This window comes from Microvirga sp. BSC39 (genome assembly GCF_000739015.1).
Classification (GTDB): Bacteria; Pseudomonadota; Alphaproteobacteria; order Rhizobiales; family Beijerinckiaceae; genus Microvirga.
Map to the genome: position 1 here is coordinate 336166 of NZ_JPUG01000062.1, position 18650 is coordinate 354815.

General features: G+C 63.2%; 15 protein-coding genes and 1 tRNA gene. 9 read left to right on the top strand and 7 right to left on the bottom strand.

Features of this window, described 5'->3' with window-relative positions; all coding sequences use genetic code 11:
* Positions 1 to 39: 39 nt before the first annotated feature.
* A complete protein-coding gene (locus MA07_RS12750; RefSeq protein ID WP_036351069.1) occupies positions 40 to 1680 on the top strand; it encodes an acyl-CoA synthetase in 1641 nt (546 codons plus the stop codon).
* Positions 1681 to 1683: 3 nt separating this feature from the next.
* On the opposite strand, the gene MA07_RS12755 is transcribed toward MA07_RS12750, so the two are convergent.
* Complete coding sequence (locus tag MA07_RS12755) at positions 1684 to 2484, bottom strand: enoyl-CoA hydratase (protein ID WP_036351071.1); 801 nt, start codon at positions 2482 to 2484, stop codon at positions 1684 to 1686.
* 123 nt (positions 2485 to 2607) lie between these two features.
* On the opposite strand from MA07_RS12755, the gene MA07_RS12760 reads away from it, so the two are divergent.
* The gene (locus MA07_RS12760) at positions 2608 to 3189 is read left to right on the top strand and encodes a peroxidase-related enzyme (RefSeq protein WP_036351373.1); all 582 of its coding nucleotides are present in this window, start codon (positions 2608 to 2610) and stop codon (positions 3187 to 3189) included.
* Here the strand turns inward: MA07_RS12760 and MA07_RS12765 are convergent.
* Both MA07_RS12765 and MA07_RS12770 read right to left on the bottom strand, forming a co-directional pair.
* The gene (locus tag MA07_RS12765) at positions 3186 to 4568 is read right to left on the bottom strand and encodes an FAD-binding oxidoreductase (protein ID WP_036351073.1); all 1383 of its coding nucleotides are present in this window, start codon (positions 4566 to 4568) and stop codon (positions 3186 to 3188) included. The genes MA07_RS12760 and MA07_RS12765 overlap by 4 nt on opposite strands.
* 116 nt (positions 4569 to 4684) lie before the next feature.
* Positions 4685 to 5473, bottom strand: a complete 789-nt coding sequence (locus MA07_RS12770; RefSeq protein ID WP_036351075.1) for an SDR family NAD(P)-dependent oxidoreductase — start codon at positions 5471 to 5473, stop codon at positions 4685 to 4687.
* A 482-nt stretch (positions 5474 to 5955) separates the two neighbouring features.
* On the opposite strand from MA07_RS12770, the gene MA07_RS12775 reads away from it, so the two are divergent.
* The 6 genes from MA07_RS12775 to MA07_RS12800 all read left to right on the top strand — a co-directional run bounded on the left by MA07_RS12775 (position 5956) and on the right by MA07_RS12800 (position 12077).
* Positions 5956 to 7044, top strand: a complete 1089-nt coding sequence (locus MA07_RS12775; protein WP_036351076.1) for an ABC transporter ATP-binding protein — start codon at positions 5956 to 5958, stop codon at positions 7042 to 7044.
* Between the two features lie 9 nt (positions 7045 to 7053).
* Complete coding sequence (locus tag MA07_RS12780; RefSeq protein ID WP_036351078.1) at positions 7054 to 8154, top strand: ABC transporter ATP-binding protein; 1101 nt, start codon at positions 7054 to 7056, stop codon at positions 8152 to 8154.
* Positions 8151 to 9047 (top strand): sugar ABC transporter permease, encoded by an 897-nt coding sequence (locus MA07_RS12785; RefSeq protein ID WP_036351081.1) that lies wholly within the window; start codon positions 8151 to 8153, stop codon positions 9045 to 9047. Before MA07_RS12780 ends, MA07_RS12785 begins: the two co-directional genes overlap by 4 nt.
* 104 nt (positions 9048 to 9151) lie before the next feature.
* Positions 9152 to 9928, top strand: coding sequence for a carbohydrate ABC transporter permease (locus MA07_RS12790; RefSeq protein ID WP_036351375.1), 777 nt, complete (start codon positions 9152 to 9154; stop codon positions 9926 to 9928).
* A 10-nt stretch (positions 9929 to 9938) separates the two neighbouring features.
* On the top strand, positions 9939 to 10220 hold the full coding sequence (locus MA07_RS12795) for a DUF2160 domain-containing protein (RefSeq protein WP_036351083.1): 282 nt from the start codon (positions 9939 to 9941) through the stop codon (positions 10218 to 10220).
* Positions 10221 to 10373: 153 nt separating this feature from the next.
* The gene (locus tag MA07_RS12800) at positions 10374 to 12077 is read left to right on the top strand and encodes an ABC transporter substrate-binding protein (protein WP_052003143.1); all 1704 of its coding nucleotides are present in this window, start codon (positions 10374 to 10376) and stop codon (positions 12075 to 12077) included.
* Between the two features lie 58 nt (positions 12078 to 12135).
* Here MA07_RS12800 and MA07_RS27825 read toward each other — a convergent pair whose 3' ends face one another.
* Complete coding sequence (locus MA07_RS27825; RefSeq protein ID WP_052003127.1) at positions 12136 to 15582, bottom strand: PAS domain S-box protein; 3447 nt, start codon at positions 15580 to 15582, stop codon at positions 12136 to 12138.
* A gap of 111 nt (positions 15583 to 15693) precedes the next feature.
* On the bottom strand, positions 15694 to 16761 hold the full coding sequence (locus MA07_RS12810) for a patatin-like phospholipase family protein (RefSeq protein WP_036351086.1): 1068 nt from the start codon (positions 16759 to 16761) through the stop codon (positions 15694 to 15696).
* Positions 16762 to 17132: 371 nt separating this feature from the next.
* On the opposite strand from MA07_RS12810, the gene MA07_RS12815 reads away from it, so the two are divergent.
* A complete protein-coding gene (locus tag MA07_RS12815) occupies positions 17133 to 17396 on the top strand; it encodes a hypothetical protein (RefSeq protein ID WP_036351088.1) in 264 nt (87 codons plus the stop codon).
* A 123-nt stretch (positions 17397 to 17519) separates the two neighbouring features.
* On the opposite strand, the gene MA07_RS28975 is transcribed toward MA07_RS12815, so the two are convergent.
* Both MA07_RS28975 and MA07_RS12820 read right to left on the bottom strand, forming a co-directional pair.
* Positions 17520 to 18251: a Crp/Fnr family transcriptional regulator gene (locus MA07_RS28975; RefSeq protein ID WP_081928941.1), complete on the bottom strand. Its 732-nt coding sequence runs from the start codon at positions 18249 to 18251 to the stop codon at positions 17520 to 17522.
* Positions 18252 to 18474: 223 nt separating this feature from the next.
* A tRNA-Ile gene (locus tag MA07_RS12820) sits at positions 18475 to 18550 on the bottom strand.
* Between the last annotated feature and the right edge of the window lie 100 nt (positions 18551 to 18650).

Here is an 18650-nt window from a genome sequence, read left to right on the forward strand (position 1 = left end):
CCCCGTGGCGATACTTCCGCGTAATGGGGAGGACCAGACGTGGCTCCGAGCATCTACGACACCGATCTCGACAAAAACCCGGCGAACTACCAGCCGCTGACGCCCCTCAGCTTCCTGGAGCGTGCGGCCGGCGTGCATCCGGACAGGATCGCCGTCATTCACGGACCGTTGCGGCGTAGTTATCGAGACCTCTATGCGCGCGCACGACGGCTCGCATCGGCCCTGACCCAGCGCGGCATCGGGCGCGGCGACACGGTGTCGGTGATGCTGCCGAACACCCCGGCCATGCTCGAATGCCACTACGGCGTGCCGATGGCCGGCGCGGTGCTCAATACCCTCAACACACGCTTGGACGCAAAGATCATCGCGTTCTCCCTGGAGCACAGCGAAGCCAAGGTTCTGATCACGGACAGGGAGTTCTCCGGCACGGTCAAAGCCGCTCTCGCGTTGAGCGCGAACAAGCCCCTCGTCATCGACTATGACGATCCGGAGTTCGCCGGCCCGGGCGAACGCCTCGGGACTATGGAGTACGGGGATCTGGTGAGCGAGGGAAATCTGGACTTCGCCTGGAGCCCACCACAGGACGAGTGGGACGCGATCACCCTCAACTACACCTCAGGCACAACCGGCGACCCGAAAGGCGTGGTCTATCACCATCGCGGCGCCTATCTGCTCGCCATGGGCAACATCATCACGGGCGGCATGGGCCAGCACCCGGTCTATCTCTGGACCCTGCCCATGTTCCACTGCAACGGCTGGTGCTTCCCGTGGTCGCTCTCCATCGTTGCAGGCACCCATGTGTGCCTGCGCGCAGTGCGGGCCAAGCCCGTGTACGATGCGCTCGCAGACCACAAGGTCACCCATCTGTGCGGTGCGCCCATCGTTATGTCGACGCTGCTCAATGCGCCTGAGGCCGAGAAGCGGCCGGTGCCGCATACGGTGAAGTTCATGACCGCGGCGGCTCCCCCGCCGGAAGCGGTGCTCGCCGCCATGAAGAGCGCAGGCTTCGACGTCACCCATGTCTATGGCCTGACGGAAGTCTACGGCCCTGCCGTCGTCAACGAGTGGCACCAGGACTGGGACGATCTCGACTCGGGCCAATACGCGGCGAAGAAGGCGCGCCAGGGCGTGCGCTATCCGGTGCTGGAATCCCTCGACGTGCTCGATCCCGAAACCCTGCAGCCCGTGCCGGCGGACGGTCAGACCCTCGGCGAAGTGATGTTCCGCGGCAACGTGGTGATGAAGGGCTATCTCAAGAACCCGAGCGGCACGGCCACGGCCTTCGAGGGCGGCTGGTTCCATTCCGGCGACCTTGGCGTGAAATACCCGGACGGCTATGTGCAGTTGAAGGACCGCTCGAAGGACATCATCATCTCGGGCGGCGAGAACATCTCGTCCATCGAGGTGGAGGATGCGCTCTACAAGCACCCGGCCATTCAGGCTGCCGCCGTCGTGGCGATGCCCGACGACAAATGGGGCGAGACGCCCTGCGCCTTCGTGGAAGTGAAGCCGGACCAGTCCGTCTCGGCCGAGGACATCATCGCCTGGTGCCGGCAGAATCTGGCATCCTACAAGTGCCCGCGAACGGTGATCTTCACCGAGCTGCCCAAGACCTCGACGGGCAAGATCCAGAAGTTCCAACTGCGCGAGATGGCGCGGGCCTACAAGGCCGCAAGCTGAGGGTTAGCGCCCCTTCCACACGGGCTTGCGCTTCTCGATGAAGGCATCGATGCCCTCTGCGGCGTCCTCGGCCATCATGTTGCAGGCCATGACATTACCTGCATAGGCATAAGCCTCCTCCAGGCCCATGGAGCGCTGGCGGCTGAACATGGCCTTGCCGGTGCGGATGGCGACCGGGCTCTTCGCGCAGATGCTCGCCGTCAAGTCAGCGACCGCCTCATCGAGTTCCGCATCCGGCGCCGTGCGGCTAACGAGCCCGAAGGACAATGCCTCGGTGGATGAAATGAAGCGGCCCGTCACCAGCATGTCGAAGGCATGCTTGGGCGAAACGTTGCGCGAGAGCGCCACCGCCGGCGTGGAGCAGAACAGCCCCACATTGATGCCGGAAACCGCAAATGTCGCGCTCTCGGCAGCAACGGCGAGATCGCAGGAGGCCACCAGTTGGCAGCCGGCGGCGGTGGCCATGCCGTGCACGCGGGCGATCACGGGAACCGGCAGGTTCACGATGGCCTGCATCACCCGGCTGCACTGGGCGAACAGCGCATCGTAGTAGTCCTGGCGTGGATTGGCCCGCATCTGCTTGAGGTCGTGGCCGGCACAGAAGGCTTTTCCTGACGCGGCAATGACCACGCAGCGGACCGCCTCGTCCTGCCCCAAGTTGTCGAGCGCCTCCTGCAGGGCCGTCAGCATCTCTTCGGACAGGGCATTGAACTGGGCCGGGCGGTTAAGGGTGAGCGTGACCACCCCTGCCTGCTCCTCGCGCAGCAGGATGCTCTCCTCGGACAAGGCCTGCTGGGCGCTCATGGCTGCTCTCCTTTGAATCCGAACCCGTTGTTTGAGGAATCCAACCCGAATAAGCTCGAACTTGCAAGAAGCCCGTGGAGGAGCGCCACCTCCGTGCAGGCCGAGGATGGAAGAGGTGCCCCCGTGACCAAGCCGATCAGCCGTTTTCCCGTTCCCGAGATCGCCGATCTGCCGGAGGATATCCGCTCGCGCATCCTGGCCGTTCAGGAGAAATCCGGCTTTGTGCCGAACGTGTTTCTGGTCCTCGCCCGCCGGCCCGACGAGTTCCGCGCCTTCTTCGCCTATCACGACGCGCTCATGGACAAGCCCGGCAACCTCACCAAGGCTGAGCGCGAGATGATCGTGGTGGCGACCAGCAACGCGAACCAGTGCCAGTATTGCGTCATCGCCCACGGGGCCATCCTGCGCATCCGGGCCAAGAACCCGCTGATCGCCGATCAGGTCGCCGTCAATTACCGCAAGGCCGACATCACGCCCCGACAGAAGGCCATGCTGGATTTCGCCATGAAGGTGGCGCTGGAGGCTCATACTGTCGGTGACGCGGACATTGCGGTCCTGAGCGCCCACGGCTTCGGTGAGCAAGACGTGTGGGACATCGCGGCGATTGCCGCATTCTTCGCCATGTCGAACCGACTCGCCAATGTCAGCAACATGCGGCCGAACGACGAGTTCTACATGCTCGGCCGCGTGGAGAAGCAGGCTTAAGGGAGCAGCACCTTCCCCGGATTGAGCCGGTTGTCGGGATCGAGCGCCCGCTTGATCCTGCGAGCCAGCTCCATCTCCGTGGACGCGCGGTAGCGGGCGAGTTCACCGACGCGGTACTGGCCGATGCCGTGCTCCGCCGAGATGGAGCCGCCGAAGGCCGCCACAACGTCATGCACGATGCGGTTCACGGCACCTGCATCGTGATCCGCTCCGACGAGCACGTTGTAGTGAATATTGCCGTCGCCCAGGTGCCCGAAGGCGTTCACGCGGGTTCCGGGCGCCCCGGCCGCCAGCGCCTCTCCGGCCTCAGAAAGAAAGCGCGGCACCTCCGTGAGCGGCACCGAGACGTCGTGCTTCACGCTCTTGCCCTCCCGCGCCTCCGACTCCGTGACATGCTCGCGCAGGGCCCAGAGCTGGGCCGCCTGCGCGCCCGACTCGGCGATCACGCCGTCGAGCGCGATCTCCTGCTCGAAAGCAGCGCCGAGCATGGTCTCGGCGGCTTCGCGCAGGCCTGCGAGGCTGGAGGCGGCCTCGATCAGCACGAACCACTCCCCCTCGGCGATCGGAGCCTTCAAGCCGGCATGCTTGGCCACGAGCTGCATGGAGGTGGCGGAGATCAGCTCGAAGGCGGAGATCTGGTCGCCCAACTCGTCCTGTGCCAGCGCCAGGAGCCTCAGGGCGGCAGCGGGATCGGCCACCGAGAGCAGCGCCGTGACAGAGTGTTTCGGCCGCGGCAGGAGCCTCAAGACCGCAGCCGTGACTATCCCCAGCGTGCCCTCGCTGCCGATGAAGAGCTGCTTCCAGTCATAGCCCGCATTGTCCTTGCGCAGCCGGCGCAGGCCGTTGGCGATGGTGCCGTCCGGCAGCACCACTTCGAGGCCGAGTACGAGGCTGCGGGTCATGCCGTAGCGCAGCACGTTCACGCCGCCCGCATTGGCCGCCACGACTCCGCCGATAGTGGCCGAGCCTTCCGCCGCCAGGCTGATCGGCAGGAGCCGGCCCGCCGAAGCGGCCGCATCCTGCGCCACCTTGAGAATGCACCCGGCCTCCGCCTCGACGGTCAGGCCGACAGGATCGACATAGCGGATGGCCGTCATGCGGTTCAAGGAGAGGACGACCTGAGTGCCGGACGCATCCGGCACCGCTCCGCCGGCCAGCCCCGTGTTGCCGCCCTGCGGCACGATGGCCGCTCCCGCCTCGCGGCAGATCTGCACGATCCCGGCCACCTGTTCGGTCGAGGACGGACGCACGACGCAGGCCGGCCTGCCAGGGAAGAGCTTGCGCCAGTCGACGGCATAGGGTTCGAGGTCAGAGCCGCCCGTAACGACGCCTGCCGGTCCCACAAGGCTCGTCAGGCGCTGCAGCAGATCCGTCGTCATCGCAAAACCTCTCGTGGCCGTCGAGTTTACGGCATGGATTACCGCTCCTGACCGATCAAGACGGGATCGTCAACGCGACATCCAAGAGAGGCAGGGAGAACGCAGCAGAGTTGCGTTCACTTCTTCCCGGATCCGGGCTCGGCCATCTTGCGGTGCTGCTCGGCCAGCATCCCGGCTGGGGTCACGGAAGCTAGGACGGTCGTGAACTTGTTCTTCCACCCGCTCACCACATCGCCGTCGCCGCGCATCATGGCATCGAAGCCGATCTTGGCCACATCGGCCGGATCGTCCTTCTTGTCCTGCCCGACCTTGGTGTCCTCCATGTCGGCGCGCTCGAAGAACTCGGTGTCGGTGGCCCCGGGCATGAGGCACGTCACCGTCACGCCCGTATCCTTCAGCTCGTTGCGGAGCGCGAACGAGAAGGAGTCGATGAAGGCCTTGGTGCCGTTGTAGACCGCCTGGAAGGAGCCCGGCATGAAGCCGGCGATGGAACCGGTGATGAGGATGCGCCCCTCACCGCGTGTTCGCATATCGCGCCCGACCTTCTGGATGAGATAGATCGTGCCGGTGATGTTGGTGTCGATCACATGGCGCACCTGGGCAAAGTCCTGATCCAGGAAGGCATGCCCAAGACCATGTCCAGCATTGGCCAGAAGAGCGCCAACGGGCCGGCCCTTCACAGCCGCGTAGAGCGTATCGACGCCCTCGATGGTGGCAAGATCGACTTCGACAGCATCGACGGAGGCCCCGAGAGCTTCGAAATCCTTTGCTGCGTCGTGAATGGCAGCCTGATCGGCCGCGATCAGCAGATCATATCCGTTCTCGGCGCACAGCTTGGCAAGCTCGTATCCGATTCCAACGGAAGCTCCGGTGACGATGGCGAGTGGTCTTGATGTATCCGGCATGGCGCTCTCTTTCGCAGGTGTGACGGCATTCAACCGGCCACTGCTGGAGAGGAGTGAACCCGGCGCATAAGCTTGAACTCCTGAAGGACGCGAGGGTTCAATGGCCTGCCGGGACTTGCAGACGGCGTCCGGTCGCGGAGCAGCCTCAGTCCACTCGAAGACCACTTCCGGAGCGAATACCACCCGGTTGCTTTCGCCCGGAGGGCAAGATACCTTCACCATAACAATAACGACAGATCAGACCCGGAGGGTCGGCAGTCGGGAGAAGCGCTCTTGGTTGGAGAGGTAACGGCGACGTTATGCGTCGCGGTGAGGGATGGCGCATATGGGCACGGCAGAGCCCTCGACGCGACCGAACGTGTCGCCGCGAAGAACTTTGCCGGATATGGAATGCCTGTACCTCCAACCCTTCCAGAGCAGACCGGCATCACTCCTCTGATTCTCGATAGTTTCTTTGCCGCTCGACTTCCAGGGAAGTGCCGATGACACTCGTTCTTGATGGCGCCTCCAAGAAGGTCGGAGCCTCCACGCACATCGAGAATGTCAATCTCACCCTGGAGCGCGGTTCCCTCAACGTGCTGCTTGGCGCGACATTGGCCGGCAAGACCTCGCTCATGCGGCTGATGGCGGGGCTCGATGCGCCGACGAGCGGTCGCGTCATGGTCGACGGTCAGGATGTGACGGGCTGGGCCGTGCAGCGGCGCAGCGTCGCGATGGTCTACCAGCAATTCATCAATTACCCCTCGCTCACGGTCTACGAGAACATCGCCTCGCCCCTGCGGGTCTCCGGCGTCGCCCAGAGCGAGGTCGATGCACGGGTGCGCGATGCCGCCAGGCTTCTGAAGCTCGAGCCCTATCTCGACCGCAAGCCGCTCAACCTCTCCGGCGGCCAGCAGCAGCGGACCGCCATCGCCAGGGCGCTGGTGAAACGTGCCGACCTCGTCCTCCTGGACGAGCCGCTGGCGAACCTCGATTACAAGCTGCGGGAGGAACTGCGCGAGGAGCTGCCGCGGGTGTTCGCGGCGTCGGGCGCCATCTTCGTCTATGCCACGACCGAGCCGTCGGAGGCCCTGCTTCTCGGCGGCAACACGGCCACCCTCTTTCAGGGCCGGGTGACCCAGTTCGGGCCGACGCCGCAGGTTTACCGCCAGCCTCACGATCTGGTCACGGCGCAGGTCTTCTCCGATCCCCCCCTCAACACCCTGAAAGCCCGCAAGGTGGATGGCAGCGCGACATTGAGCACCGGCGGACAGGTTCCTGCGGTTGGGCCTCTCGCCAGTGTTCCCGATGGCGAATACACGGTCGGATTCCGGGCCCATCATCTCACCCTCGAGCCTGTGGGCACGCACGAGATCACGATCGCCTCGACCGTGTCGGTGGCCGAGATCACAGGCTCGGAGAGCTACGTTCATCTCGATGCGAGCGACCACCGCTTCGTCGCTCTGGTGCCTGGCGTGAGGCGCCTGGAACCGAAAGCTCCGGTGACTGCCTATCTCGATCCCCGCCGCCTCTTCCTCTTCGATGCGGATGGCCGCTTGGCCGCAGCAGATCCGGCTCAGAAAGCAGCGTGAGAAAGACCCATGGCCCGCATCACGCTCGATCATCTCGCCCACGCCTATAAGGCCAATCCCCGCACGGCCGAGGATTACGCCCTCAAGGAGATCAACCACGTCTGGAGCCAGGGCGGCGCCTATGCCCTGCTGGGTCCTTCGGGCTGTGGCAAGACGACCCTGCTCAACATCATCTCCGGTCTCGTGCGTCCGACGCGCGGGCGCGTGCTCTTCGACGACCTCGACGTGACGGACCTGTCGACGGAGGCGCGCAACATCGCGCAGGTGTTCCAGTTTCCCGTGGTCTACGACACGATGACCGTGCGCGAGAACCTCGCCTTCCCGCTCAAGAACAGGAACGTGCCCCGCGACCGGACGGCTCGGCGGGTGGAGGAGATCGCAAGCCTCCTCGATCTCACCCGCGTGCTGGACCGCAAGGCCAGCAATCTCACGGCCGACATGAAGCAGAAGATCTCTCTCGGGCGCGGCCTCGTGCGTCCCGACGTGGCGGCGATCCTGTTCGACGAGCCCTTGACGGTCATCGACCCGCACCTGAAGTGGCAGCTGCGCTCCACCCTGAAGGAAATCCACAGCGCCCTCGACATCACCATGATCTACGTGACGCACGACCAGACCGAGGCGCTCACCTTCGCCGACAAGGTCGTGGTCATGCATGACGGCGCCGTGGTCCAGACCGGCACGCCCGAGGAGCTGTTCGAACGGCCCGCCCATACCTTCGTGGGTCATTTCATCGGCTCGCCGGGGATGAACATCCTGCCCTGCCGGGTCGAGGGAACCACGGCCTTTCTCGGCAGCACGACCATTCCTCTGCAGCGGGCCTATCGGACATTATCGGAGTCGGACCGTGTCGAACTCGGCATCCGCCCTGAATTCGTGCGCCTGCAGCCGAAGGGTGCGGGACTGCCCGTGCAGGTGAGGCGCATCGACGATATCGGGCGCGCCCGCATCGCCCGGGTCGAGATGAACGGGCGCCCCCTTGCAGCGAGCGTGCCGGACGGCATCTCCATCGAAGGAAGCGAGGCCGCACTCGCGATCGATCCTCGCCACGTACACATCTATGCGGATGGGCACCTGGTGCCGGGCGAAGCCACGGGAGGGCATGCCGCGTGACAAAGACGGTCAACAACAGGGCCTGGTTCTTCGTCCTGCCGGTCTTCGCCATCGTGGCGTTCTCGGCGGTTCTGCCGCTGATGACCGTCGTGAACTACTCGGTGCAGGACACCTTCGGCAACAACCAGTTCTTCTGGAACGGCATCGGCTGGTTCCAGGAACTGCTCGATCCGTCGAGCCAGCTCGGTGAGCAGTTCCTGTCGTCGCTCATGCGCACGCTCCTGTTCTCGTTCATCATTCTGCTGATCGAGGTGCCGCTCGGCATCGCGGTGGCGCTGGCCATGCCGCGCGAGGGCTGGACGGTGGCGCTCTGCCTCGTGCTGATGGCAATCCCGCTACTGATCCCGTGGAACGTGGTCGGCACGATCTGGCAGGTTTTCGCCCGCGGCGACATCGGCCTCCTCGGCTGGATCGTCAATCGCCTCGGCGTCGACTACAACTACACGGGCGACCCCGTCGATGCCTGGATCACCATCATCGTCATGGACGTGTGGCACTGGACGAGCCTCGTCGCCCTCCTCTGCTATGCGGGGCTCAAGTCGATTCCGGATGCCTACTACCAGGCCGCCCGCATCGACGGCGCTTCGCGCTGGGCGGTCTTCCGCACGATCCAGCTGCCGAAGATGCGGCGCGTGCTGCTGATCGCCGTGCTCCTGCGCTTCATGGACTCGTTCATGATCTATACGGAGCCCTTCGTGCTCACCGGCGGCGGACCTGGCAATGCCACCACCTTCCTGTCCATCGATCTGGTGAAGCTCGCCCTCGGCCAGTTCGATCTCGGCAAGGCGGCCGCCATGTCGCTGGTCTACAATCTCATCATCCTCGCCATCTGCTGGGTCTTCTATACGGTCATGACCAATGTGGATGCGCAGCGCGACAGGGTCGAAGCATGAGCGGTACCATCGCGGTCACCCCATCGAACGTGAAGACGGCCGCAAAGCCGGCCGCCGTCAATCGCGCCCTCTCGGGGCCTCGCGTGAGCGGCCGCGTGGTGGTGATGACCCTCTATCTCCTGTTCCTCATGCTGCCGATCTACTGGCTCGTGAACATGAGCCTGAAGACCAACATGGAGATCACCTCCGGTCTCACCCTCTGGCCGCGGGAGATCACCTTCGACAACTACGTCAGGATCTTCACGGACGAGAGCTGGTATTCCGGCTACATCAACTCGCTCACCTACGTGGTCATCAACACGGTGCTGTCGATCGCCTTCGCGCTGCCGGCGGCCTATGCGTTCTCGCGCTATCAGTTCCTCGGCGACAAGCACCTGTTCTTCTGGCTGCTCACCAACCGCATGGCGCCACCGGCGGTGTTCGCCCTGCCCTTCTTCAACCTCTATTCGGCCATCGGGCTCTTCGACACGCCCTGGGCCGTGGCCCTGGCGCATTGTCTCTTCAATGTGCCTCTGGCCGTCTGGATTCTCGAAGGCTTCATGTCGGGCGTGCCGCGGGAGATCGACGAGACTGCGGCCATCGACGGCTATTCCTTCCCGCGCTTCTTCATCAAGATCTTCATGCCGCTGATCGCGTCGGGCATCGGCGTCGCGGCGTTCTTCTGCTTCATGTTCTCATGGGTCGAGCTGCTGTTGGCACGCACCCTGACCTCCGTCACCGCCAAGCCCATCGCCGCCACGATGACCCGAACCGTCTCGGCCTCGGGCATGGACTGGGGCATGCTTGCCGCAGCGGGCGTGCTCACCATCCTGCCGGGCGCGCTCGTGATCTGGTTCGTCCGCAACTACATCGCCAAGGGCTTCGCCCTGGGGCGTGTTTAAGGAGGCCCCCATGCCCGATTTCGCCTGGATGGCCTGGACGTGGCAGACAGGGCTTTTCTTCGCCATGATCGCGAGCCTGCTTCTTCTGATGACCCTGCTGGCGATCTATCGTCCCGAGACAGAGCGTGTCGGGATCCTGCGCATTCCCACGACGCGCGGCGATCGCCTGTTCATCTCGCTTCTCGGCGCCGCCTTCATCCATCTCGGCTGGCTCGGCCTCGTCGGGCTGGACCTTTGGTGGGCGTCTGCTCTTTCGCTTCTCTATGCGGCATTCGTGTTCCGCTACGTGTGAGGAGGATCGAATTCAAAAGCCCTTCGGTTCAACCGGACGGAAGGGATAAGACCGGCGATCAAGCCGGCCAGGGGCTAATCTGGGAGGACAAGAATGAAGCTTACCCAAACTCACCGACGCTTGAAGCTTTTCGTCTCGACCAGCGTCGTCGCCATGGCGCTCGGCACCGGCGCCGCTTTTGCCGGGATGGAGGAAGCCCGCCGCTGGATCGACAGCGAGTTCCAGCCCTCGACGCTCTCGAAGGACGAGCAGCTGAAGGAGATGGAATGGTTCGTGAATGCGGCCAAGCCCTTCGCCGGCATGGAGATCAACGTGGTCTCGGAGACCATCACGACCCATGAATACGAGGCGCGCACCCTCGCCAAGGCGTTCTCGGAAATCACCGGCATCAAGCTCACCCACGACCTGATCCAGGAAGGCGACGTGGTGGAGAAGATCCAGACCCAGATGCAGTCCGGGCGCAACATCTATGACGCCTGGGTCAACGATTCCGACCTCATCGGCACCCACTTCCGCTACAAGCAGGCCGTCGCCCTCGACGACTGGATGGCGGGCGAAGGCAAGGACGTCACCTCGCCGACGCTGGATATCAACGACTTCATCGGCAAATCCTTCACGACCGCGCCGGATGGCAAGATGTACCAGCTGCCGGACCAGCAGTTCGCGAACGTGTACTGGTTCCGCTACGACTGGTTCCAGCGCCCGGACATCAAGGAGAAGTTCAAGGCCAAATACGGCTACGATCTCGGCGTGCCGGTGAACTGGTCGGCCTATGAGGACATTGCCGAGTTCTTCACCAATGACGTGAAGGAGATCGACGGCGTCAAGGTCTACGGCCACATGGACTACGGCAAGAAGGACCCGTCGCTCGGCTGGCGCTTCACCGATGCGTGGTTGTCCATGGCCGGCAACGGCGACAAGGGCATTCCGAACGGATTGCCCGTCGACGAATGGGGCATCCGCATGGAAGGCTGCCGTCCGGTCGGCTCCTCCATCGAGCGCGGCGGCGACACCAACGGACCTGCAGCCGTCTACTCGATCACGAAGTATCTCGACTGGCTGAAGAAGTATGCCCCTCCGCAGGCGGCGGGCATGACCTTCTCCGAGTCGGGTCCCGTGCCGGCTCAGGGCAACATTGCCCAGCAGATGTTCTGGTACACGGCATTCACGGCCGACATGGTGAAGCCGGGTCTTCCGGTGGTGAACGCGGACAACACGCCGAAATGGCGGATGGCTCCTTCACCGAAAGGCGCGTACTGGAAAGAGGGCATGAAGCTCGGCTACCAGGATGCGGGCTCGTGGACGCTGCTCAAGTCCACCCCCGTGGATCGCCGCAAGGCCGCTTGGCTCTATGCGCAGTTCGTGACCTCCAAGACGGTCTCCCTGAAGAAGAGCCATGTGGGCCTCACCTTCATCCGCGAGAGCGACATCTGGCATAAGTCCATGACAGATCGCGCCCCGCAGCTCGGCGGCCTCGTCGAGTTCTACCGCTCGCCCGCCCGCGTGCAGTGGACCCCGACGGGCAACAACATCCCGGACTATCCGAAGCTTGCCCAGCTCTGGTGGCAGAACATCGGCGATGCGGCCTCCGGATCGAAGACGCCGCAGCAGGCGATGGACTCGCTCGCAGCTGCCCAGGATGACGTGCTCACTCGTCTCGAGCGCGCCAATGTGCAGGGCGAGTGCGGCCCGAAGATGAACCCCAAGACCTCGGCCGAGGAGTGGTTCAAGAAGGCCGAAGCCGCCGGCACCATCGCACCCCAGCGCAAGCTGGCGAACGAGAAGCCGAAGGGCGAGACGGTGGATTACGACACGCTCATCAAGAGCTGGCCGGCCAATCCGCCGAAGCGCAGCTGATCGACCAGGGCCCCGCCTTTGCAGGCGGGGCCTTTCTCATTGCTCCTGAACCTAACGCCTACTCGCTTTCGAGCACGCGCTTCACCTTGTCGGTGAGGCTCCTGCGCGTGAACGGCTTGGTGATCAGGTTGACGCCCTCGTCGAGCCGCCCGTGATGGACGATGGCGTTGCGCGTGTAGCCCGTCGTGAAGAGCACCTTCAGCTCAGGTCGCAGCTTCCGGGCCTCGTCGGCGACCTTGCGGCCATTCAGCGGCCCCGCGAGCACCACGTCGGTAAACAGCAGATCGACCTCGGGATGGCTCCTCAACAGCGCCAGGCCGCTCGGCCCGTCCGCTGCCGCGAGGACCGTGTAGCCGGCTTCCTCAAGAGCCGAGACCGTGAACTCGCGCACCATGTCCTCATCCTCGACGACGAGGATGACTTCGCCATTGCCTTCCTGCAGAGGAGTCGGAGGCTGGAGAGCCTCTTCGCTCTTTTCCCGACTCTGACGCGTGAAGCGGGGGAAATAGAGCTTGACGGTCGTGCCTTCGCCCACCTCTGAGTAGATCACCGCATGGCCACCCGTCTGCCGCAGGAAGCCGTAGACCTGGCTCAAGCCCAGGCCGGTGCCCTTGCCGACGGGCTTCGTCGTGAAGAACGGTTCGAAGACGCGGTCCCGGATCTCGGGCGACATGCCTGCGCCCGTGTCGCAAACGGCAACCATGACATACTGACCGGCCTTGATCTCGCCACGCGCCACAGCGGGATAGGTCTCATCGAGATGGGTGTTGGCCGTCTCGATGGTGAGCTTGCCGCCCTCCGGCATGGCGTCGCGAGCGTTCACGCACAGGTTCAACACCGCGTTCTCCGCCTGGTTCGGATCGGCCTCCGTGCGCCAGAGGCCGCCGGCCAGAACCGTTTCGATGGAGATGGTCTCGCCGAGCGTCCGCCGGATCAGCTCCGACATGCCGGAGACGAGCTTGTTCAGGTCGACCATTTCGGGCTGGAGCGGCGACTGGCGCGAGAAGGCGAGCAGGCGGTGTGTCAGCGTCGCCGCGCGCTGCGCGCCCTCCATGGCATTCTGGATGTTGCGCATCAGGCGCACATCGCCTTGTCCGGCATCGAGCTTTCTATGGGCAATCTCGAGATGGCCCGTGATCACCGTGAGAAGATTGTTGAAGTCGTGAGCCACGCCCCCGGTGAGCTGCCCCACCACTTCCATCTTCTGCGACTGCCGCAGCTGCTCCTCCGTTTTGCGAAGGATCTCGGCCGCCTCTCTCTCCCCGGTGATGTCGCGGGCAATCGCATGGATGAATCTGCGATCGGGAACGGCGGTCCAGGACAGCCAGCGGTAGGAGCCGTCCTTATGCCGGTAGCGGTTGTCGAAGCGCAGGGTCGTCAGGCCCTCCGAGAGGCGGCCTGCCTCGGCCATGGTGTTGGCCTTGTCGTCAGGATGGACCAGGTCGAGGAACGAGGTTCCGATCAACTCCGCCTCGGTCCAGCCGAGGATCGCGCTCCAGGCCGGATTGACCGCGACGATCTCCCCGTCGAAGCGGGCGATCAGCATGATCTCTGCCGACAGGCGCCAGATCCGGTCGCGTTCCGCAATGGCGTCCTCGACACGCTGCTCCAGCGTTGTGTTGAGTTCCCGCAGTTCCGCCTCGGCCCGCTTCTGCCGGTCGATATCGAGGCAGGCCACAAGACCGCCTGTGATTCGGCCCGAGGCATCCCGAATTGGGGCGCCGATGATATGCACCCAAGTCTGCCGTCCGTCTCCGCGCTGGTAGAGAACTTCGAGCTCAGGCCTCTCTTCCCCGGCCTTGAGCACCCGTGAGAGAGGGTATTCCGCGGCCTCGACCATGCGGCCGTCAGCATGATAGCTGATCCACTCGTGGTATCCCTCGACGTCCTTGGAAGTTAGAACCGGATGCCCGAAGATGCGCTCGACCTGAGCATTGCCGTCTGTGATGCGGCCCGACGGCGCCTCTGCAACGATGATGCCGACCGGCACCGTGTCGAACACGGTCTTCAGCCGAGCCTCGCTCTCAGCCAGCCGCTCCTCCGCTCTCTTTCGCTCGGTGATGTCGCGCGTAACGGTGCCGTAGCGGATCGGACGCCCCGTCTGGGGATCATCGATGCGGAACACGTCATAGATGACGGAGATCCTCTCTCCGGTCTTGAAATGGCGGAATGTGAGCTCGCCGGACCACCGCCCTTTGTCGGCGACAGCCGGGATCACCTCCTCCCGGATGCGCTCATGCTCGGACGGATCGAAGTAATCCAGCATGCGGGAGCGGCGTACCTCGTCCTTATCGTCCAATCCGACAAGGTCCCGGCCCGCGTCATTGACGTAAAGGGCATTCAGATCCGTATCCGAGACACCGATGAAATCGAACGAGTTCTCCACCAGCGCGGCCAGCTCCCTGCTAAGGGCCTGGGCCCTGTCCCGCTCCTCCTCACGCTCGCGCAAGGCGGTCGACGCAGCAGCAAGAGCATCCCCGATCTCGTTGGCTTCCCGTAGGCCAGTAGCGAGCGCCGGCACCTGCTCCCCCTGACCGACGCGGCGAGCCACCTCCGCGAGCTGCCGCAGCGGACCGGCAATGCGCCGGGCAAACCAAAACGCCAAACCGATGGACAGGACGAGAACCACGGCGGCTGATCCGATGACGAGCCAGGTCATGCGGCGGAGGGGCGCCTCGATCAGAGCGGTCGGCACCCCGACGGCAACCCGCCATCCCGAAAGGGTCGAGCGGGTATAGCCTCCGAGAACCTCAGTGCCTTCGAGCGTCGTACCAAGCCATGTTCCGCCCTGACCCATCGTGTTGATCTTCAGGTCCGACGTCGCCTCATTGCCGACGAACCGCTCGTGCTGGCGCGAGCGGGCGATGATGCGGTCGTTCCGGTCGACGATCGCTGTCGTCCAATCCGGCAGCGTCGAGGAGGCAAGGATCTGCGACAGGCGAGCGGGATCGAGAGCAATGTTCAGGGCATAGGCGACTTTGCCGTCGCGCAAGACGGGAGCATCGATGAGGACGAGCCTCAGCCCGGTCGCGGCGCCAGTATAGAGATCGGACACCACAGGCTTGCCGGTATCGAAGACCTGCCGGTCCGTCGCCCGCACGACGGGGTCCGTGCTCACCGGCAAGGGTGCCCCGAAGGGCCGGCTGGTGTTGATGATCTGTTGGCCGGTGGCGTCCCGCATGGCCACGAAGGAGCCGCGCGTGCGAAGGAGAGCGCGCGCTTGAGCGTCGAAAGCGCCGAGATCGCCTCCGGCCTGAAGAGCCGGCGACGTGGACAGAGCCTCCAGGGCCGCCATCAGCCCATCCAGCTCGCGGTCGATGGCAGCGGACACCCGCTGGGACAGCTCCTGAGCCTCGGCCTGATGCCGCTGGCGCTCGGTGGCTGCGAACTGCCACAGGAGGGCGGCCGCAAACACCACGACCGGGATCAGAACGGCGGTGACGAGGAGAACGAGGCGTGCGCGGGTCGACAGGGCGCGTCGCCGGATGGCCGACGTGGGGTTCAAGCTGCAGCTCTTCGGCGATGGGTTTCAGGGGGTTATCTAGTGGCAAGTCCGGGAAACGTCCACCGCATGCTCTGCCAAATGCCCGCGGAGACCGGTCCCGGCCTCACCGGGTCAGGAATACGCACTGCGCAGATCAACCGTGCTTCTATTTCCGATGTGCCGGTAATTCTCCGCCAGCCAGCTCCGCGCAGCCCCCCTGCCCAGATCCCTGAGCGTCTCGAAGAACTCCCATTTGGCGCTCAGGCGCGAGGCGGCGGTGAATTCGTCGAGCTTTTCGCCACCGTGGATCCGGTGCATCAGCACCCTCTTGTAGTCCTGCGTCGAAAGCTTGCCCTCGTCGATCAGACGCGTGACGAAATCGACGGCCCGCAATTGCTGCAGCAGATTGGCGTTGAACGTGATCTCGGTGAGACGGTTCTGGATTTCCCGCGCGGTCTGCGGCGTCGCACGACGTTCGATCGGGTTGATCTGAACGAGCACGATATCGTCGGCTTGCGTCTCGTAGAAGAGCGGGAACAGCGCGGGATTGCCGGAATAGCCTCCATCCCAGTAGGGCTCGCCATCGATCTCGACGGCCTTGAAGATCATGGGCAGGCAGGCCGAGGCGAGAACGTGATCGACGGTCAGTTCGGGCCCGGTGAAGAGCCGGATCTTTCCGGACCAGACATTGGTCGCCGCAATGAAGAGCTTCGCATCCTGGCAGGCCCGCACCCGCTCGAAGTCGATCAGCTCGTTGAGCGCATCCCGCAGGGGATTGATATCGAGCGGGTTCAGATCGTAAGGGCTCGCCACCCGCGACCAGGCATCGAGCCAGAGATGCGTCGTTGCCCCGCCGATGCTCCAGAAGTTCAGCATGCGGTCAAACAGCGAGCGCTGCGCCGGAGACAGGCTGCCATCCAAGCTGACGCGCTGCCAGAACGTGCGAAGCTGCTCGCGTGCGCCGTCCCGTCCGCCTTCGAGCCAGCCTTCGAACAGGACCACCGCGTTCATGGACCCGGCGCTGGCGCCGGTGATCGCCTCGATGGCGAGGCGGCCATCCTCGAGCAAGTAGTCGAGAACGCCCCAGGTGAAGGCGCCGTGAGCCCCACCGCCCTGCAAGGCGAGCGAAACCGGCTTCTCGGCATGGGGGCTCCTCAGCCCGCCTACAGGCATGCTGGTCTTATCGGCTCGTCCGGTCATGGCAGGCTCCAGTCGTCCGGCAGCTTACCACGAGGAGCATTCCGGAATGCAATCCTGCCTTGGGGAGCACTGAGAAGCACGGGGCAGAACACTCAAACAGCCAATGAGAAAAGCAGCCCCTTGGCGCTCCAGGAGCTGCCAAGGAGGCTACTACGTACAATGTTTCGGAAAGCCACGCTGAGTGATAACTTCCAATGCCTTGGAGCATTTGCCTCTTATGGGAATGCTCCCTTATGGTCCCTCTCCAAACATAGGGGGAATCAATGGCAACACTTACATAGAATGGGTCGTATGGGTTCAATCTCAGAAACCATGATCTCAGCGATCTCTCATACGGCTACAGCTATACCCTCACATCGACTCTATTTTCGGTGAATTATGCAGCCAGCGGCTCCCATCGGGACGAGTTCCGCGGCACCGGCTTCACCTACGACGCCAACGGCATTCCTACAGGCGGCATCGTGAGGAGCTATGCGGCTTTCATGAGCGGAAAGAAGATCGCCTACATCGACGGCGCAAACATCACTGTCTCGAACCTAGCAGCGGCAGCTGAAACGTTCTCGACCGCTGATGATTTAATCGTTTGCAGGTCCATTCTTTCAGGGAGCGACAGGCTCACTACTTTCACCGTCTGATCCCATGAAGAACTTTTCTTGCAGCGTCTGTCGGAAAAGCGACAAAGCGGATGTTTTTGAAGGTGTCTGGCATAAAATGGCGCATGAAACTGCCAGAACAGTCAAATCTTGCCACTTCAAAGATCAAGCTGGCGGGTTTGGGTGAGGCAGCAATCGGTTAAATACTTGTCGTATGCTCTCATGACACTCACATGCTGCCTCTTCGAGGCCACGACGATTTAGGATCGCGATGGCTCCACGACGTTGACTGATCAAGCCTTGCGCTTGGAGTCTTCCGAGAACCGCACTCAGAGTGGATCGTTGCACAGAAAGCAGTTCGGCCAAGAACTCATGGGTGAGAGGAACAACCTCTTGGTTCACCCGATCCTGCATGTTCAGTATCCAGCCACAACACCGCTGTTCGACACTATGGGCGGCATTGCATGAGAGAATCTGGAACGTTCGGGCAAGCAGCGCCTCACCATATCGCATGATGATCTGGCGAATGCCGGGTCGCGCATTTCGGATCTCGTTTAGTCGCTCAAAGCGAATGCGTGATGCGGTCCCTGACACATGCACGATGTAGCGCCCGAAGGACTCGCGTGACACAAGCGCACTTAGTAGACCGAACATTCCCTCGCAGCCGAAGTTTGCCACTTCCACGCTGCGGCCATCTTTTAGAACATTGACTAGCGATACGATGGCGTCATGAGGAAAATAAGTATGGCCTACGAAGTCGCCGGTTTCATAGATCACCGTTCCTCTTCGTAAGGCGGCTATCTCCAAGTGAGGTTCGAGGTAGGCAAAATCGTCAGGATTAAGTCCGGCCAAAAGCCGATTAGACCTGTGGTTCTTCGCCTTCCGTGCCTGACTCATGTACGAGGACCATAGCCGTCTACTGAACTCGGTCCATTGATGAATAGGTTCTCGGGCTTGAGCGGCAACTTACCTCCTACTTAAGAGATAGCATTCCACTCTCACGAGTCTGTGAGTAGCATCAGCGGCGGCTCAAAAGGCTCATTCCATTGATGGGAAAACTGTCGCTAATCAGCGTGGCTAATGCCGGCAAACAATCAGCTAACTCTTTGATTTTGATAAGTGGTGGGCCCGGCAGGACTCGAACCTGCAACCAGACCGTTATGAGCGGCCGGCTCTAACCATTGAGCTACAGGCCCTTCCGGAGAAGGAGGATTGCCTTCTGCCCAAGAGGAATAAATTCCTGCTGGGCCGGTGCCGGAGCAGATCCGGCGCCCTCTCATGTTCCTGTAATACATC

Excerpts from the sequence above, each read along its gene's own strand:
- MA07_RS12795 (WP_036351083.1), top strand. The coding sequence starts at position 9,939 with ATGCCCGATTTCGCCTGGATGGCCTGGACGTGGCAGACAGGGCTTTTC.
- MA07_RS12775 (WP_036351076.1), top strand. The coding sequence starts at position 5,956 with ATGACACTCGTTCTTGATGGCGCCTCCAAGAAGGTCGGAGCCTCCACG.
- MA07_RS12800 (WP_052003143.1), top strand. The coding sequence starts at position 10,374 with ATGGCGCTCGGCACCGGCGCCGCTTTTGCCGGGATGGAGGAAGCCCGC.
- MA07_RS12770 (WP_036351075.1), bottom strand. The coding sequence starts at position 5,473 with ATGCCGGATACATCAAGACCACTCGCCATCGTCACCGGAGCTTCCGTT.
- MA07_RS12810 (WP_036351086.1), bottom strand. The coding sequence starts at position 16,761 with ATGACCGGACGAGCCGATAAGACCAGCATGCCTGTAGGCGGGCTGAGG.
- MA07_RS12780 (WP_036351078.1), top strand. The coding sequence starts at position 7,054 with ATGGCCCGCATCACGCTCGATCATCTCGCCCACGCCTATAAGGCCAAT.
- MA07_RS12755 (WP_036351071.1), bottom strand. The coding sequence starts at position 2,484 with ATGAGCGCCCAGCAGGCCTTGTCCGAGGAGAGCATCCTGCTGCGCGAG.
- MA07_RS28975 (WP_081928941.1), bottom strand. The coding sequence starts at position 18,251 with ATGAGTCAGGCACGGAAGGCGAAGAACCACAGGTCTAATCGGCTTTTG.
- MA07_RS12765 (WP_036351073.1), bottom strand. The coding sequence starts at position 4,568 with ATGACGACGGATCTGCTGCAGCGCCTGACGAGCCTTGTGGGACCGGCA.
- MA07_RS12790 (WP_036351375.1), top strand. The coding sequence starts at position 9,152 with ATGACCCTCTATCTCCTGTTCCTCATGCTGCCGATCTACTGGCTCGTG.